This window comes from Celeribacter halophilus, from assembly GCF_900114135.1.
Taxonomy (GTDB): Bacteria; Pseudomonadota; Alphaproteobacteria; order Rhodobacterales; family Rhodobacteraceae; genus Celeribacter; species Celeribacter halophilus.
Genome location: NZ_FORY01000003.1, coordinates 97,714 through 113,713 on the forward strand (window position 1 = coordinate 97,714; position 16,000 = coordinate 113,713).

General features: G+C 61.5%; 13 protein-coding genes and 1 pseudogene. 10 read left to right on the plus strand and 4 right to left on the minus strand.

What is annotated here, in order from left to right; genetic code table 11:
- Positions 1-44 precede the first annotated feature (44 nt).
- The 10 genes and pseudogenes from fabG to cysE all read left to right on the plus strand — a co-directional run bounded on the left by fabG (position 45) and on the right by cysE (position 11,655).
- Positions 45-782: a 3-oxoacyl-[acyl-carrier-protein] reductase gene (gene fabG / locus BM152_RS03645; RefSeq protein WP_066607580.1), complete on the plus strand. Its 738-nt coding sequence runs from the start codon at positions 45-47 to the stop codon at positions 780-782.
- A 216-nt stretch (positions 783-998) separates the two neighbouring features.
- The gene (locus tag BM152_RS03650; RefSeq protein WP_009571390.1) at positions 999-1,232 is read left to right on the plus strand and encodes an acyl carrier protein; all 234 of its coding nucleotides are present in this window, start codon (positions 999-1,001) and stop codon (positions 1,230-1,232) included.
- A gap of 343 nt (positions 1,233-1,575) precedes the next feature.
- Entirely contained in the window at positions 1,576-2,838 is a 1,263-nt protein-coding gene (fabF, locus tag BM152_RS03655; protein WP_066607583.1) for a beta-ketoacyl-ACP synthase II, read from the plus strand.
- Between the two features lies 1 nt (position 2,839).
- Positions 2,840-4,018 carry an endolytic transglycosylase MltG gene (gene mltG, locus BM152_RS03660; RefSeq protein WP_066607589.1) on the plus strand — a complete coding sequence of 393 codons (1,179 nt, stop codon included), beginning with the start codon at positions 2,840-2,842 and terminating at the stop codon, positions 4,016-4,018.
- Positions 4,019-4,104: 86 nt separating this feature from the next.
- Positions 4,105-5,295 carry an APC family permease gene (locus BM152_RS03665; protein WP_066607592.1) on the plus strand — a complete coding sequence of 397 codons (1,191 nt, stop codon included), beginning with the start codon at positions 4,105-4,107 and terminating at the stop codon, positions 5,293-5,295.
- A gap of 356 nt (positions 5,296-5,651) precedes the next feature.
- Positions 5,652-5,978 (plus strand): hypothetical protein, encoded by a 327-nt coding sequence (locus BM152_RS18920; protein ID WP_066607594.1) that lies wholly within the window; start codon positions 5,652-5,654, stop codon positions 5,976-5,978.
- Positions 5,863-7,275, plus strand: a complete 1,413-nt coding sequence (locus tag BM152_RS03675) for a DNA-packaging protein (protein WP_082715445.1) — start codon at positions 5,863-5,865, stop codon at positions 7,273-7,275. Before BM152_RS18920 ends, BM152_RS03675 begins: the two co-directional genes overlap by 116 nt.
- A gap of 585 nt (positions 7,276-7,860) precedes the next feature.
- A pseudogene (locus BM152_RS19395) lies at positions 7,861-10,004 on the plus strand (baseplate multidomain protein megatron); the annotation flags it as partial.
- Complete coding sequence (locus BM152_RS03685; protein WP_066607601.1) at positions 9,997-10,713, plus strand: DUF2793 domain-containing protein; 717 nt, start codon at positions 9,997-9,999, stop codon at positions 10,711-10,713. The pseudogene BM152_RS19395 and the gene BM152_RS03685, both read left to right, overlap by 8 nt.
- Before the next feature lie 123 nt (positions 10,714-10,836).
- Positions 10,837-11,655, plus strand: coding sequence for a serine O-acetyltransferase (cysE, locus tag BM152_RS03690; RefSeq protein ID WP_066607604.1), 819 nt, complete (start codon positions 10,837-10,839; stop codon positions 11,653-11,655).
- A 73-nt stretch (positions 11,656-11,728) separates the two neighbouring features.
- On the opposite strand, the gene BM152_RS03695 is transcribed toward cysE, so the two are convergent.
- The 4 genes from BM152_RS03695 to pdhA form a co-directional block, all read right to left on the minus strand.
- The gene (locus tag BM152_RS03695; RefSeq protein ID WP_066607607.1) at positions 11,729-12,064 is read right to left on the minus strand and encodes a carboxymuconolactone decarboxylase family protein; all 336 of its coding nucleotides are present in this window, start codon (positions 12,062-12,064) and stop codon (positions 11,729-11,731) included.
- 153 nt (positions 12,065-12,217) lie between these two features.
- Positions 12,218-13,519 carry a pyruvate dehydrogenase complex dihydrolipoamide acetyltransferase gene (locus tag BM152_RS03700; protein ID WP_066607611.1) on the minus strand — a complete coding sequence of 434 codons (1,302 nt, stop codon included), beginning with the start codon at positions 13,517-13,519 and terminating at the stop codon, positions 12,218-12,220.
- Between the two features lie 12 nt (positions 13,520-13,531).
- Positions 13,532-14,905: a pyruvate dehydrogenase complex E1 component subunit beta gene (locus BM152_RS03705; protein WP_066607614.1), complete on the minus strand. Its 1,374-nt coding sequence runs from the start codon at positions 14,903-14,905 to the stop codon at positions 13,532-13,534.
- An 18-nt stretch (positions 14,906-14,923) separates the two neighbouring features.
- The gene (gene pdhA, locus BM152_RS03710) at positions 14,924-15,949 is read right to left on the minus strand and encodes a pyruvate dehydrogenase (acetyl-transferring) E1 component subunit alpha (RefSeq protein ID WP_066607617.1); all 1,026 of its coding nucleotides are present in this window, start codon (positions 15,947-15,949) and stop codon (positions 14,924-14,926) included.
- Between the last annotated feature and the right edge of the window lie 51 nt (positions 15,950-16,000).

A 16,000-nucleotide genomic window follows, 5' to 3' on the forward strand; every position in this document is an offset into this window, starting at 1 on the left:
ATATTTAGAGACAAAGAAGCGCGAGGCTTCAGGAGAGAGTGGAAATGTTTGATCTGACTGGGAAAAATGCACTGATCACAGGCGCGTCCGGCGGTATTGGCGGAGCGATTGCCAAAGCGCTCTACGAGGCAGGAGCCACCGTGGGCCTGTCCGGCACACGGGTGGAGCCTTTGGAGGCGCTGGCCGCAGAGCTTGGCGAACGCGCGCATGTGTTGCCCTGCAACCTGTCCGATAAAGAGGCGGTCGAGGCGCTGCCGAAACAGGCTGCCGAGGCGATGGGCTCGGTCGATATTCTGGTGAACAACGCCGGTATCACCCGCGACAACCTGTTCATGCGCATGTCGGATGACGAGTGGGAGAGCGTGCTTAACGTGAACCTGACCTCGACGATGAAGCTCTGCAAGGGCGTGCTGCGCGGCATGATGAAGGCACGCTGGGGCCGGATCGTGAATATTTCTTCCATCGTTGGCGCAACGGGCAATCCGGGGCAGGCCAATTATGCCGCCTCCAAAGCGGGCATGGTCGGTATGTCCAAGTCGCTGGCCTATGAAGTCGCGACTCGCGGGATCACGGTGAATTGTGTGGCGCCGGGCTTTATCGCCACGGCCATGACCGACAAGCTGACAGACGAGCAAAAAGACAAGATCAACGTGCAAATTCCGACCGGACGCATGGGCACGCCGGAGGAAATCGCGGCGGCGGTGGTGTATCTGGCGTCAAGCGAGGCTGGCTATACAACCGGAACGACCTTGCATGTGAACGGCGGAATGGCCATGCTCTGAGCACAAACCTGCTTTTCCGGCATGGCATCACAAAGCATTTGCCACCGGAGAGGATTGTGCTATGAGCAGCGCAGATTGAGCATGGGCGCTTTTGCGCCTGTGTGGCATGACGGCAGACGGGGTTGTAACGAGCCGGTCGCGGCGTCATGTAAATTGAGTGGTCCGAGCGGCCAGAGCTAAAAGTGGGCAACGGGCCCCAAACTGTGAGGAAAGAATATGAGCGACATCGCAGATCGCGTGAAAAAGATCGTTGTCGAGCACCTCGACGTTGAAGAAGATAAAGTGACGGAAACTGCGTCCTTCATCGACGATCTGGGCGCTGACAGCCTCGACACCGTTGAGCTGGTCATGGCCTTCGAAGAAGAGTTCGGCATCGAAATTCCCGATGACGCAGCCGAGACCATCCAGACTTTCGGCGATGCGGTGAAGTTCATCACCGAAGCTTCCTGATCCCGTTTCGGCGGGCCATTGCGGCACGCTGGTGATCAGAGTTAAGAATTTCAGACGGCGCTGCCTTCGGGCGGCGCTGTTTTTTTATGGGCTTCCGTGTCAGATGGACTCTGCGTTGCATTGTCTTCCGGCGATGCGCTTGGGCGGGAAGGACACGCCTGTCGTGGCGCCTCATAGATGGCCAGCGGCGTGATCTTGGTAATATCGGCGGGTCGTATTGAATTTGGGGAAAACCTCAATATCTGGTGACCAATCGCCGATTTGGACGCAAGCAGGCGTCTCGGCCTTCCATCGCGGGACGGAGCCGTGTAAGGAAAAGCAGACGAAAATTGAGGGGGCACGGATGCGCCGAGTAGTTGTCACTGGACTTGGAATGGTTTCGCCGCTAGCTTGCGGCGTCGAGGAAACATGGAAACGTCTTCTGGACGGTCAGTCGGCTGGTGGAACGATCCAGCGCTTTGACGCGGACCATCTGGCCACGAATTACGCCTGCGAGGTGAAATTCGGCGACGGGACCGACGGGACGTTCAATCCCGACGACTGGATGCCGAAGAAAGAGCAGAAGAAGGTCGATGACTTCATTCTCTTCGGCATGGCCGCCGCCGAGCAGGCGCTGACCGATGCTGAGTGGAAGCCCGAAGACGAGGAAGACCGTCTGCGCACCGGTGTGCTGATCGGCTCCGGTATCGGCGGGCTGTCCTCCATCGCGGAAGCGGCGGTGCTTTTGAAAGAAAAAGGCCCGCGCCGGATTTCGCCCTTCTTCATTCCCGGCTCCCTGATCAACCTGATCTCCGGTCAGGTTTCGATCCGCTACGGGTTCAAAGGCCCCAATCACGCGGTTGTGACAGCCTGTTCTACCGGAGCGCACGCGATCGGGGACGCCTCGCGTCTGATCGGGTTCGGCGATGCCGATGTCATGGTGGCCGGCGGCGCGGAAGCGGCGATTTGCGAATTGGGCATTGCCGGTTTCAACGCCTGCAAGGCGCTTTCGACGAAACGCCGGGACGACCCGAGCCACGCCTCGCGCCCCTATGACGAGGACCGCGACGGTTTCGTGATGGGCGAGGGGGCCGGTGTGGTCGTGCTCGAAGAATACGAACACGCCAAGGCGCGCGGTGCCAAGATCTATGCCGAGGTTGTCGGCTACGGTCTGTCGGGTGATGCCTATCACATCACCGCACCCTCTTCGGATGGCGAAGGCGGCTATCGTGCGATGGAAGCGGCGCTCAACCGTGCCGGTCTTGAGCCGAAAGACGTGGATTACATCAACGCCCACGGCACTTCGACCATGGCCGACACGATCGAATTGGCCGCTGTGGAACGCCTGATGGGCGATGCGGCCTCCAAAGCCACAATGTCTTCGACAAAATCCTCCATCGGCCACCTTCTGGGCGCCGCAGGGGCGGTTGAAGCGATTTTCTGTGTGCTGGCAATCCGCGATCAGGTCGCTCCGCCTACGATCAACCTCGACAAGCCTGCTGTAGAGCCGGTCCTTGATTTGGCCCCCAATGCCAAACGCGAGCGCGAGATCAATGTGGCCCTGTCGAATTCCTTCGGCTTCGGCGGCACCAATGCCTCTCTGGTTCTGAAAAAGGTGGACGGCTGATATGTGGCGATCCATCGCCTCGAACGCGCTGACCCTGTTCATCGTCGCCCTCGTCGCATTGGCGGGGGTGATTGCTTGGGGCAAGCGCGAGTATACCGCGCAAGGGCCGCTGGAACAGGCGGTCTGCCTGCGTGTGCCTTCGGGCTCGACCATGCGGCGCGTGTCGCAGAACCTCGCTGACATGGGCGCGGTCTCCAGTGCGCAGATTTTCCGCATCGGCGCGGATTATACCGATAAATCCCAAGAGCTTAAGGCGGGGTCTTTCCTTGTGGAGGAAGGCGCGTCCATGGCAGAGATCATTGACCAGATCACCCGCGGCGGGGCGTCGACCTGTGGCACGGAAGTGGTTTATCGCATCGGTGTGAACCGCGCCGAGGTTCAGGTGCGCGAGCTTGATCCGGCCACTGGTAGCTATATCGAAACCGCAGAGTTCGATCCGCTTGCCGAAGGTGACGAGGCGCTGACGCCGCCGGAAGAATACACCAAGGTGCGCGCCGAGGCCGACACCCGCTACCGCGTTCTCGTGGCCGAGGGCACGACCGTCTGGCGTGTGGTTGAAAGCCTCAAAGCGGCAGACTTCCTCACCGGCTCCATCGAGGCCGACGAGATGCCCGCCGAAGGCATGTTGGCCCCCGACAGCTACGAAGTGCGCAGCGGCTCTGATGTGGACGATCTCATCGCCCGCATGGAAGAGGCGCAGCAACAGCGGATCGAAATGGTCTGGGCCGAGCGTGTCGAGGGTCTGCCCTTTGATACGCCGGAAGAGATGCTCATCATGGCGTCGATCATCGAGAAAGAGACCGGCCTGCCGGAAGAACGCCGTCAGGTGGCCTCTGTCTTCGAGAACCGTTTGAAACGCGGTATGCGGCTTCAGACCGACCCGACGGTGATCTACGGCGTGACCAACGGTGTCGGCGTTCTGGGCCGTGGCCTGCGCCAGTCGGAACTGCAATCGGACAGCCCCTACAACACCTATGTGATCGAGGGCATGCCTCCGGGACCGATTGCCAATCCGGGGATTGAGGCGATGCGCGCGGCGGTGAATCCCGACGAGACGCCTTACATCTTCTTCGTGGCCGATGGCACGGGCGGACATGCGTTTGCAGAGACTTTGGTGGAACATAACGCCAATGTCGCCAAATGGCGCGAGATCGAGGCGCAGCAGCGTGCCAATGAGTGAGGTGGTGCGGTAAGTGCTGTTTAAGTCATTGAAAAATATTGGCAAAGGCGCGACAACCATCGCGCCTTTTGCTTTGGAGAACCGAGTTGCAAAACACTGTCATCATCGCCGCCTCTCTCGCGGTGGCCGCCCTTCTGATGTGGCCCCGTCTGGCGCGTGCCAAGCTGTGGATGGCGACGGTGACTCCGCTGGCCTCGATTATCGGCTCGGGCTTTCTGGTGTTGGGCCCCATTCTGGCTGAATCCTACGGCGCATGGACACCGCTGGCGATGGCGCTGCTTTGCGCATTGTCCTATGCAATCGGCATGGCCGTGCGCTTCAATATCACGGCCATAGACCGGCATGGCCATGACCTGCGTTCGGCGCGGCTGGAGACCGTAGCCTCATGGCTTCTGTCTTTGGCCTATGTGATTTCTGTTGCCTATTACCTCAACCTTCTGGGCGCTTTTGCCGTGAGCCTGACGCCTTGGGACACGGAACTGGCCGCGCGTTGGGTGACAACGGCGGTGTTTCTGGTGATTCTCGGCGTCGGCTGGATCAAGGGCTTCGCGGCGCTGGAACATCTCGAACAGATTTCGGTCGGGTTGAAACTCGCGATCATCGCGGGGCTTCTGGTGGGGCTGGCGTGGTTCTTCTCGGATCAAAGCCTGAGCGGCGCTTTGGTCGTCTCTGCGCCGACGCTGACGGGTTGGCCCGCTCTGAGCCTGTTGTTCGGTCTGCTGGTCACAGTACAGGGCTTTGAAACCTCGCGCTATCTGGGCGACGACTATGATGCGGCCACCCGTGTGCGCTCCATGAAACTCGCGCAATGGATCTCTACGGCGATCTATATGGTTTATGTGGTGCTGGTGGCCTATGTCTTTCTGCCCGAGCAGATCGAAACCTCCGAAACTGCAATTATCGACATGATGGAACTGGTCGCGCCGATCCTGCCCCTGATGCTGGTGATCGCAGCACTGGCGGCCCAGTTTTCCGCCGCGGTGGCCGACACCTCCGGCGCGGGCGGGCTGGTCGAAGAACTGACCCGCCGGCGTGTGCCGGTGAAAATCGGCTATGCGGTGCTGGTGGCGCTGGGGCTCTTGATCACTTGGGCGCTGGATGTGTTCCAGATCATCTCATGGGCGTCCAAAGCCTTCGCCGCCTATTACACGGTGCAGGGGATGATCGCCGTGGTGCTGGCGCAGCGCGAAGGCAAAAGCCGAAGCCTTGTCACCGCCTTCGCCGCTGTGACCCTGATAGCGGCAGTCGTGACCCTGTTCGGAACCGCCGTCGAGTGAGGCCAAACACAACGCCCGCCAAATAAACGCAGGCGGCTTTCCGATGTGAAAATACTCCCGCCGGAGGCGTTTTGTCCTTCTCGGTCGGGATACCCCTGTCGCCCCTTGTGCCGCCAGTGGGTGTGAAACCTCCATCCCCTCAAAACCTTACCCCGCCAATGAAAATGGTTAACGCGGAGTAACCCGTCAGCGCACGCCGGCTTTATCCTTTTTTATCACCTTTGCCGCACAGTGGTCCCTGCTGGAAAACGCGGGTGTCAGGTGCGGCCTGAGGGGGCCGGACCGGTGACGTTCCAAACGAACAGAGCCCCCTGCGTTTCTCGTGCGGAGACCATCAAGGCATGAGAGGCAAACGTATGAAAATGACGTCATCTGTGGGGGATGAGTTGGAAACGGTGGACGAGATCGAAGCGTCGGTGAAACAGAGCTTGCTCTGGGCGATTCTGGCGCTCGACGATGTGATCGACCGGCTGCTTTCGGGCGAAAAGATCGGCAAGGAGGTCCGGCCTCTGATCACCGATCTGATGCGCGCGAAAACGGCTGCGATCACGGAAAGGCAAAAACTCGATGAGGAAAAACGCAAACGTGGAGAGCTTGGCTGCGGAGAGATCGACTTCGACGCCGCAAGATCTGAGATCCTTGATCGGCTGGCTCGCATGCAGGCCGCAAGCCGAGCAGGGTGAATTTCTCGATACACTGGAGGAGGGGGCGCTTGTGGCGCTCCCTTACCTGTTCGAGGCTTGGGCGCTGGACCATCAACTGCCACCTGCGGGTGACTGGCGCACATGGGTGATCATGGGCGGGCGCGGCGCAGGCAAGACGCGTGCGGGCGCGGAATGGGTGCGCAGTATGGTCGAAGGCGCGCGGGCCAGCCAGCCGGGGCGGGCGAAACGTGTGGCGCTCATTGGCGAGACCTATGATCAGGCCCGCGAGGTCATGGTCTTTGGCGACAGCGGTCTTCTGGCCTGTTCGCCCCCTGACCGCCGCCCGAAATGGAGCGCCACGCGCCGCACGCTGGTCTGGCCCAACGGGGCCGAGGCGACGGTGTTTTCCGGCAATGATCCCGAAGCTCTGCGTGGCCCGCAATTCGACGCGGCATGGGTGGATGAACTGGCGAAATGGCGCAAGCCGCAGGAGGCATGGGACATGCTGCAATTCGGACTGCGCCTTGGCGATGATCCGCGTGCGGTGGTGACGACCACGCCGCGCAATGTCGGCCTTCTCAAGGCGCTCTTGCAACGCGCCAGCACCGTGACCACCCACGCGCCGACAGAGGCCAACGCGGCCAATCTGGCGGCGTCTTTTCTCGACGAGGTCAAAACACGCTACGCGGGCACCCGCCTCGGGCGGCAGGAACTGGAAGGCGTGCTGCTCGACGAGGAAGAGGACGCACTGTGGTCACTGGCGCGGATCGAGGCCACACGGTGCCGTGACGTGCCGGAACTGGACCGCATCGTGGTGGCGGTGGATCCGCCGGTGACGGGGCACAAGGGCTCGGATGCCTGCGGGATTGTCGTGGTCGGTGTGGTCACACAGGGTCCGCCGCAAGACTGGTGCGCCTATGTGCTCGAAGACGCCTCTGTGTCCGCTTCATCGCCTGTGGTTTGGGCCGCGGCCGCGATCCGCGCACAGGCACGTTGGCAGGCCGACCGGATCGTGGCGGAGGTCAATCAGGGCGGTGATCTGGTCGAGACCGTGCTGCGCCAGATCGACCCGCTGGTGCCCTATAAATCCGTGCGGGCCACACGCGGCAAATCGGCCCGCGCCGAACCGGTGGCCGCGCTCTACGATCAGGGGCGGGTGAAGCACATGCGCGGGCTGGGTGATCTGGAGGACCAGATGACCCAGATGACCGCGCAGGGTTATCAGGGGCAGGGCAGCCCCGACCGTGTGGATGCGCTGGTCTGGGCGATTCACGAGGTGATGATCTTGCCCGCCGGTGGCGCGGGACAGCCACGGATACGGACGCTGGGTCGGTGATCTTCGCCCGTTGATGCACTTTAAAAGCCTCGCCCTTACGGCGGGGCTTTTTTGTTTTCGGGGTAATGGATTGAAATACAAACCATTTTCAAAGGTGTTGCGCCGTTTTCGAGGCAGCGCACGCCCTGCTCAGAGCTTCTTTGAACCTCTCCTTTAGAACCTCTCTCACCGACGGCGCGGAAGCTCTTATGGGCCGGACACGCCGAAGGCAAAGGGGTTTGAGACATGAGGCCGGTCAATTGAGCGGGCCGGAAGATGAGGAGAGACACAGAGATGGTGTTCGACTTTCTGAAACTGGGCGAGATGCCCGAAACGAAAGCCTCGGCGACGGGTCCGGTCGTGGCGGCGGTCTCGGGCGCGGGCCGTGTGGCGTGGTCGCCGCGGGACACGGTGACGCTGACCCGTGTGGGGTTTGTCGGCAATCCGGTGGGCTTCCGTGCGGTGAAGCTGATTTCCGAAGCCGCTTCTGCCTTGCCGCTGATCCTGCAAAACCGCGAGATGCGGTTCGACGACCACCCGTTGCTGCGGGTGATTTCGCGGCCCAATCCGGCGCAGGGGCGTGCGGAACTGTTCGAGGCGCTCTACGCGCAAATCCGCACGCCGATCACCGACGGGGCCTATCAGGAGGATTGGGTCTATCGCTACAAGGACATCCGCAACTGGTGGCTGAACGACCACCACGAGCGGATCAACGGCCAGCGCAGCGAGACCCCGACTGCTTGGGTGCCCCAGTCCAAGCCTGTCTGGTTCACCGAACTGGGCTGTGCTGCCGTGGACAAGGCGACCAACCAGCCGAACAAGTTTCTGGATGAGAAATCCTCGGAATCTTCGCTGCCGGCCTATTCCAACGGGCGGCGGGACGATTTTATCCAGTTGCAATATCTACGGGCCATGACCGGCTATTGGGGCGCGCCGGAGAACAATCCGGTCTCCGAGGTCTATGGCGGCCCGATGATCGATATGTCCCGCGCCCATGTCTGGGCATGGGATGCGCGGCCCTATCCGGCCTTTCCCTCGGTCACATCCGTCTGGTCCGATGGCGACAATTACGCCAAGGGGCACTGGCTCAACGGGCGCTCCACGGCGCGGTCTCTGGCCGATGTGGTGGCGGAGATCTGTGCGCGTTCCGGCGTGGAGGAGATCGACACAAGCGCGCTTTGGGGCGTGCTGCGCGGTTATAACGTCAGCGACATCGCAGGGGCCCGTTCCGCGCTCCAGCCCTTGATGCTGGCCTACGGGTTCGAGGCGATCGAGCGCGAGGGCAAGCTGATCTTCCGTTCGCGCGATGGCAAGGCTCGGCTGAGCCTGAGCGAGCAGGATGTTGCGGTGTCCGATGAGCTGGACGGTGTGTTCGAACGCACCCGCGCGCCGGAGGCCGAAGTGGCGGGTCGCGTGCAGCTGACCTTTGTCGATGCCGATGGCGACTACGGGGCGCGCGCTGAAGAGGCGAGTTTCCCTGATGAGGAAAGTCGTCTGGTGTCGCAATCTGAACTGCCTCTTGCGCTCACCCGTGCCGAAGGGCGGCAGGTGGTCGAGCGCTGGCTGGCGGAATCGCGGATTGCGCGGGACACGGCACGGTTCTGCCTGCCGCCGTCGCGTCTGCCCTATGGCGCGGGGGATGTGATCGCGGTGGAGACCGATGAGGGGGTGCAGAGCTACCGGATCGATCAGGCCACCTTGGGCGCACAGCAGTTGATCGAAGCGGTGCGGGTCGAGCCGGAGGTTTACACCCCCTCCGACATGGTCGAGGAGATCATCGAGGCCAAGCCCTTCGCCGCCCCTGTGCCGGTCTATCCGCTGTTTCTGGACCTGCCGTTGCTCACCGGTGAGGAAGTGCCACATGCGCCGCATATCGCGGTGACGGGCAACCCGTGGCCCGGCTCTGCGGCGGTCTATGCCGCGCCTTCGGACAGCGGCTATACGCTCAACACTCTGGTGCCGGGCTGGGCCACCATCGGTGTGACACAAACGGCGCTGGGCGCGGCGCGTGCGGGGCTATGGGATCGCGGACCGGTGCTGCGGGTGAAACTGGTGCGCGGGGAGCTTGCCTCGGTGGACCCGCTGGATGTGCTCAACGGGGCGAATGTCGCCGCGATTGGCGATGGCTCTTCGGCCAACTGGGAGGTGTTCCAGTTCGCCAATGCCGAGCTTGTGGCGGAAAACACCTATGACCTGTCGTTGCGGTTGCGTGGACAGGCTGGGACCGACGGGCTGGACGGGGGCGCATTCACACCCGCGTGGCCTGAGGGATCGCGCTTTGTGCTGATCGATACGACGCTCAGACAGATTGATCTGGCCCAGTCGGCCCGCGGCCTTGCCCGTCACTACCGCATCGGCCCCTCCAGCCGCGCCTATGATGACGCAAGCTACGAGCATTATGTCGAGCCTTCGACGGCATCGGCCTGCGCCCCTATGCGCCTGTGCATCTCAGGGCCACACAGACGGCCTCCGGTGACACGGAGCTACGCTGGACCCGCCGCACGCGCACAGATGGCGACACATGGCAGTCCGTCGAAGTGCCCTTGGGGGAGACGTCTGAACTGTATCTCCTGCGGGTGATGCAGAACGGCTCGGTGCTGCGCGAGGTCATAACCCAAGTGCCGAACTGGACCTACAGCGCGGCGCTCAAAACCGGCGACGGGGTGACCGGCGCCTATGAAATCCACGTTGCCCAGATGTCCGATAGCTTCGGCGCGGGCCTGTTCAGAAGGATCGAAATCAATGAGTGAGACATCCCGCTTTGCCCTGCCGCTGTTGCAAGCCGCGCAGGCCCAGAAACATGTGACCGTGAACGAGGCGTTGAGCCGGATCGACGGGTTGATGCAACTGACCCTGATCTCCGTGACCGAGAACACCCCGCCTGTGAGCCCGCAGGAGGGCGATGCCTATGGCGTGGGCGCGGCGGCGGTCAATGACTGGGCGGGGCAGGAGGGCTGGATCGCGGTCTATGTCAACGGCGGCTGGAGCTTTGTCCCCGCCACCTTGGGGATGCGCGCCTATATCAGGGACCAGAACGGCTGGGCGGGGCATGACGGCTCCGGCTGGGTTCTGGGGATGCAGACGCTTTCGCCCAATGGCGCAGGCATGGTGCAAAAGGTCGTCGAACTGGACCACACGCTGACGGCGGGGCCGGTCTCCACGGTGAGCTATGCCATCCCCGACCAGTCCGTGGTCTTCGGGGTCACGGGGCGCGTTGTCACCGAGATCACCGGCACGGGTCTGACCGGCTTTTCCCTGGGCGTGGCGGGGTCTGCGAACCGCTACGGCTCCGGCCTGTCTCTGGCGCAGGGCAGTTGGCTGCGCGGGCTGACGGGCACGCCTGTGACCTATTACAGCGCCGAAGACCTGATCCTGACCGGCGAAGGCGGCGATTTCGAAGCGGGCGGCGTGATCCGGCTGGCGATCCACTGTCTGCAATTCGCGCTGCCATCCGCCTGATCCGGCGCACACCTGATACAGACCTCGCAGAGTGACCTTTGCGGGGTCTTTTTGCCGTGAAGCCTCTTGCGCTTTGGAAAACAGGGCTATCTATAGTAAGCTTCGACAAAAGAGGACAAGCGCATGGCCAAAACACGCACCACCTTGAAAAAACTCGACCCCGTCTGGAGCCAGATTGTCTCCGAGGCGCGTGAGGCCGTTGCGGCAGAGCCTTTGCTGGGCGGGTTGGTCCATGCCTGTATCCTGCATCACGAGACGCTGGAGGATGCGCTGGCCTATCGGATCGCGCAGAAACTCGCCTCTCCCGAAATGTCCGAACAGTTGATCCGCGAGATCGCCGATGATGCCTATGCCGCCGATCCGATGCTCTCTGAAGCCGCGCGTGCCGACATTGCTGCGGTCTATGACCGTGATCCGGCCTGCCATCGCTACATCCAGCCCTTGCTCTATTTCAAAGGCTTTCAAGCGATCCAGTCCCATCGCGTCTCCAACTGGCTCTGGCGCGAAGGGCGCAAGGATCTGGCCTATTTCTTCCAGATGCGCATGTCCGAACAGTTCTCCGTCGACATCCACCCCGCCTGCCGCATCGGCAAGGGGGTGTTCCTTGATCACGCCCATTCGCTGGTCTTTGGCGAAACCGCGACGATTGGCGACAATGTCTCGATCCTGCATGACGTGACGCTGGGCGGGACCGGCAAGGAGGACGAGGACCGTCACCCGAAAATCGGTGATGGCGTGCTGATCGGGGCGGGGGCCAAGGTGTTGGGCAATATCCACATCGGTGCCTGTTCGCGTGTGGCCGCCGGATCGGTGGTTCTGAACGACGTGCCGCGCTGCACCACGGTGGCGGGCGTGCCTGCCAAGGTTGTGGGCGAAGCGGGCTGTTCCCAGCCGTCCATTTCCATGAACCAGCTTATTGGTGCGCGTCCCTCGGAAAGCTGACGGGGACGCGTTGGTGCGACATAGGGCGGAGCAGGGGCGGTTGATCGCCCCTGACGCATATCTGAGGTGTGTCTTACCCCGCCATCTCGTCATAGGCGTCGAGCGCCTTGATCCCATACATATAGGCCGGACCACCGCCCATCAGGATCGCCACACCGACCGTCTCGGCAATTTCCGCACGCGTGGCACCAGCCTCCATCGCGGCTTTTACGTGAAAGCCGATGCAATCCACGCATTGCTTGGAAATCCCGATGGCGAGGGCCTGCAATTCCTTGTGCTTCATGGACAGCGCACCCTCGACGGTTGTGGCCTCGTGCAGGGCGTTGAAGCCTTCTCCGACAGCGGGCAGGGCCGCGCCGAAATCCATCATGCCGCTTTGGACTGTCTCAAGTTGTTTTGACCAGCTCATGATCCGTCTCCTTTTTTCTAGAGTCGCGCAAAACGTAACAGAGGTGCAGGGCGGCGGCTTTGAGGCGTGTCATGGCAGCCATAAGAAAAAGGAGGTCAAAAGAAAAAGCCCCCCGAAACCGGAGGGCTTTTGATTCTTTCGGGATAACGGCGCTTAGGCCAGCATCGCCACCGGATTTTCGAGGTTCTCGACGATGGCTTTCAAAAGCTCCGCGCCGAGCGCTCCGTCGATCACGCGGTGATCCACGGACATGGTGACGGACATGACGGTTGCGGCTTTTACTTCACCGTCTTCGCCGATCACCGCCTGTTTCTTGCCCGCGCCGACGGCGAGAATACCGGCGTGCGGCGGGTTCACGATGGCGTCGAAATTGTCGATGCCGAACATGCCCAGATTGGAGATCGCGAAAGAGCCGCCCTGATATTCATGCGGCGCGAGTTTGCGGTCGCGGGCACGGTGGGCGAGGTCTTTCATCTCTTTGGACAGGGCCGAGAGCGACTTCATATCCGCGTCTTGCAGAACGGGGGTGAAGAGACCGCCTTCGACGGCAACCGCAACGGCCACATCGGAGGCTTTCATCTGCAACACACGGTCGCCCGCCCAGACGGCATTGGCCGCAGGCACTTCTTGCAGGGCGTTGGCCACGGCCTTGATGATGAAATCATTGACCGAGAGTTTCACACCCTTGCCTGTGAGCTGATGGTTCAGCTCGGCGCGGAATTTCAGCAGGGCGTCCAGCTGGATGTCGCGGCGCAGGTAGAAATGCGGGATGGTCTGTTTGGCCTCCGACAGACGCGCGGCAATGGTTTTGCGCATCCCGTCGAGTTTGATTTCCTCGTAGTCGCGACCTTCATACATTTTCGCAACCATATCGGCGGAAGGACCAGCCGGTGCCGCAGCCGCAGGAGCCGGTGCAGCGGCTTTGGGCGCTTCGGCCTTGGGTGCAGCTTGGGCCGCTTCCACATCGGCTTTCACGATGCGGCCTTTGGGGCCGGTGCCTTTGATCGTGGTCAGGTCGAGACCTTTTTGCGCCGCGATGCGACGGGCCAGAGGCGAGGCAAAGAGGCGTTCGCCATCCTTGACCGGAGCCGCCGGGGCCTTGGGTGCATCTGCGACCGGGGCCGGGGCGGAGGGAGCCGCCGCAGCCGCCGGAGCTTCTTCCGCCGGAGCAGGGGCCGCTGCGCCGACAGTCTCGGCGGCAGAGGCATCTTCGCCCTCTTCCAGAAGCACGGCAATCGGCGCGTTCACTTTCACGCCTTCGGTGCCCTCGGCCACAAGGATCTTGCCCATGGTGCCTTCGTCCACGGCTTCGAATTCCATCGTCGCCTTGTCGGTTTCAATCTCGGCAATCACATCGCCGGATTTGATTTCGTCGCCTTCTTTCACCAGCCATTTGGCCAATGTGCCTTCCTCCATCGTCGGAGACAGCGCGGGCATCAAAAGTTCAATCGCCATAACGGGTTCTCCTTAACGGTAGGTGACATCTTTGCAGGCGGCCACGACTTCGTCGGTGGTCACAAGCGCGAGTTTTTCGAGGTTGGCGGCGTAGGGCATGGGCACATCTTTGCCTGTGCAGTTGATCACCGGCGCGTCGAGATAGTCAAAGGCGCGTTGCATGATCGTGGCGGAGATGTGGTTGCCGATGGAGCCGACGGGGAAACCCTCTTCGACGGTGACGCAGCGGTTGGTCTTCATCACGGAGGCCAGCACGGTGTCATAGTCGATGGGGCGCAGCGTGCGCAGGTCGATGACCTCGGCGGAGATGCCTTCCTCGGCCAGCTTGTCAGCCGCTTCGAGTGCATAGGTCATGCCGATGCCGAAGGACACGATGGTCACATCCGTGCCTTCGCGCCAGATGCGGGCCTTGCCGAAGGGGATGGTGAAGTCCTCAAGATCGGGCACATCGAAGGATTTGCCGTAAAGGATTTCGTTCTCAAGGAAGATCACCGGATTCGGATCACGGATCGCGGTTTTCATCAGACCTTTGTAGTCGGAGGCCGAATAGGGCATCACGACCTTGAGACCCGGAATGGCGGAATACCATGCGGCGTAGTCTTGGGAGTGCTGCGCGCCGACGCGGGCGGCGGCACCGTTGGGGCCACGGAAGACCATAGGCGCCCCCATCTGGCCGCCGGACATATAGAGCGTCTTGGCTGCCGAGTTGATGAGATGGTCAATGGCCTGCATCGCGAAGTTGAAGGTCATGAATTCGACGATGGGTTTCAGCCCGCCAAAGGCCGCACCCGTCGCGATACCGGCAAAGCCGTGTTCGGTGATCGGCGTGTCGATCACGCGCTTGGCGCCGAACTCGTCGAGCATCCCTTGGGAGATCTTGTAGGCGCCTTGGTATTCGGCCACCTCTTCGCCCATGAGAAAGACGTTTTCGTCGCGGCGCATCTCTTCGGCCATAGCGTCACGAAGCGCCTCGCGCACGGTCTGCTGTTTCATCGGCGTGCCTTCGGGGAAGTCCGGCGAGGCTTTGGAGACCACTTCGACAGCCGCGACGGCTTTCGCAGGGGCCGCGGTTGGTGCCTCTTGGGCGACCGGAGCCGCCTCGGCTGCGGCGGGGGCAGGGGCCTTGATGTCGTCGGCGCTTTCGCCCTCTTCGATCAGCACGGCGATGGCGGTGTTCACTTTCACGCCCTCGGTGCCTTCCTCGACGAGGATCTTGCCGACGATCCCTTCGTCCACAGCCTCGAATTCCATCGTGGCCTTGTCGGTTTCAATTTCCGCGATGATGTCGCCGGAGGTGACGGTGTCGCCCTCTTTGACGAGCCATTTCGCAAGTGTGCCTTCTTCCATCGTGGGAGAGAGGGCGGGCATCAGAAGTTCGGTTGCCATTGGTATCTTCCTCCCGGATCAAGCGTTGTGCTGCGGAATTTCGTCCGCATAAATGTCGGTCCAAAGCTCTTCGAGCGCCGGTTCCGGGCTTTCCTTGGCGAATTCCGCGCTCTCGTTGATCACCGCTTTGATCTCTTTGTCGATCGCTTTGAGATCCTCTTCGGAGGCGTGGCCGCCCGTCAGAAGGATGGAGCGCACAGCTTCGATCGGATCGCGTTCCTCGCGCATTTTCTGGACCTCTTCGCGGGTCCGGTATTTCGCCGGATCCGACATGGAGTGACCACGGTAGCGGTAGGTTTTGACTTCGAGAATGTAGGGGCCCTTGCCCGCACGGCAATGCGCCACAGCGCGCTCGCCGGCTTCCTTGACTGCCAGAACGTCCATGCCGTCCACTTCTTCACCTTCGATGCCATAGGCTTTGCCGCGGCCGTAAAGGGAGGTGGATTTGGTCGAACGCTGCACCGAGGTGCCCATGGCGTATTGGTTGTTCTCGATGACGAAAACCACCGGCAAATCCCAAAGCTCGGCCATGTTGTAGGTCTCGTAGACCTGACCTTGGTTGGCTGCGCCATCACCGAAATAGGTGAAGGTCACATTGTCATTGCCTTTGTATTTGTCGGAAAAGGCCAGACCGGCCCCCAGCGGCACCTGTGCGCCGACGATGCCGTGGCCGCCGTAGAAATGTTTCTCTTTCGAGAACATGTGCATGGAGCCGCCCTTGCCCTTGGAGTAGCCGCCCTCGCGGCCCGTCAACTCGGCCATCACGCCCTTCGGGTCCATTCCGCAGGCAAGCATATGCCCGTGATCGCGGTAGGAGGTGATGCGCTTGTCACCCTCTTTTGCGGCGGCTTCGAGACCGACGACAACGGCTTCCTGACCGATATAGAGGTGGCAGAACCCGCCAATCAGGCCCATGCCGTAAAGCTGGCCTGCTTTTTCCTCGAAACGGCGGATAAGAAGCATGTCTTTATAATAGGCAAGAAGCTCGTCTTTGGAGACATTCGCTTTGCTTGCCGGTTTGGATGCTGTTTTACGGGGTGCCATCAGGCCTCCTCCTCCAAGATCACGACTGATAGTTTAGCGTTAAACTACATA

Coding starts and splice junctions, on each gene's coding strand:
- fabG (WP_066607580.1), top strand. CDS start 45: ATGTTTGATCTGACTGGGAAAAATGCACTGATCACAGGCGCGTCCGGC.
- BM152_RS03650 (WP_009571390.1), top strand. CDS start 999: ATGAGCGACATCGCAGATCGCGTGAAAAAGATCGTTGTCGAGCACCTC.
- BM152_RS03705 (WP_066607614.1), bottom strand. CDS start 14,905: ATGGCAACCGAACTTCTGATGCCCGCCCTCTCTCCCACGATGGAAGAA.
- pdhA (WP_066607617.1), bottom strand. CDS start 15,949: ATGGCACCCCGTAAAACAGCATCCAAACCGGCAAGCAAAGCGAATGTC.
- BM152_RS03695 (WP_066607607.1), bottom strand. CDS start 12,064: ATGAGCTGGTCAAAACAACTTGAGACAGTCCAAAGCGGCATGATGGAT.
- cysE (WP_066607604.1), top strand. CDS start 10,837: ATGGCCAAAACACGCACCACCTTGAAAAAACTCGACCCCGTCTGGAGC.
- BM152_RS03685 (WP_066607601.1), top strand. CDS start 9,997: ATGAGTGAGACATCCCGCTTTGCCCTGCCGCTGTTGCAAGCCGCGCAG.
- BM152_RS03700 (WP_066607611.1), bottom strand. CDS start 13,519: ATGGCGATTGAACTTTTGATGCCCGCGCTGTCTCCGACGATGGAGGAA.
- BM152_RS03675 (WP_082715445.1), top strand. CDS start 5,863: ATGAGGAAAAACGCAAACGTGGAGAGCTTGGCTGCGGAGAGATCGACT.
- mltG (WP_066607589.1), top strand. CDS start 2,840: ATGTGGCGATCCATCGCCTCGAACGCGCTGACCCTGTTCATCGTCGCC.
- BM152_RS18920 (WP_066607594.1), top strand. CDS start 5,652: ATGAAAATGACGTCATCTGTGGGGGATGAGTTGGAAACGGTGGACGAG.
- fabF (WP_066607583.1), top strand. CDS start 1,576: ATGCGCCGAGTAGTTGTCACTGGACTTGGAATGGTTTCGCCGCTAGCT.